Origin of the sequence: Blautia luti (assembly GCF_013304735.1) — a bacterium.
In the GTDB taxonomy this organism is placed as follows: domain Bacteria; phylum Bacillota; class Clostridia; order Lachnospirales; family Lachnospiraceae; genus Blautia_A.
Genome location: NZ_JAAITI010000108.1, coordinates 1 through 386 on the forward strand (window position 1 = coordinate 1; position 386 = coordinate 386).

General features: G+C 39.6%; 1 protein-coding gene. It reads left to right on the top strand.

Features of this window, described 5'->3' with window-relative positions:
- The coding region (locus G5B06_RS18655) for a DUF6017 domain-containing protein (RefSeq protein ID WP_244094512.1) at positions 1–207 on the top strand (207 nt) is incomplete at its 5' end.
- Positions 208–386: the final 179 nt, after the last annotated feature.

Here is a 386-nt window from a genome sequence, read left to right on the forward strand (position 1 = left end):
TGGTATCCGGCATCACTGGTGAAGAAAAAATTTCTGATGCTGACCTATTCACATATCGAGTATGTCTTACACTGTATGAGTGGTAACACCACAAAGGTGAAGAACATCAAGAAATATTTATTAGCAGCTTTGTTTAATGCACCGTCAACGATGAACGGGTATTATCAGGCAGAGGTGAACCATGATATGCCAGGACTGGTAAGATAGGAGGTGCACATGTTTATTTTAAAACTTGTTGGGAAAATATTATTACTGCCGGTATGGCTGATCCTTTTTGTGATCGGCTTGGCAGTAAAAATGACAGTACAGACTTATGCGGTTGTCAGAGGAATCCTTGGGTTTATATTCACTTTATTGATCATAGCGACTGCATACTGTTACCATGA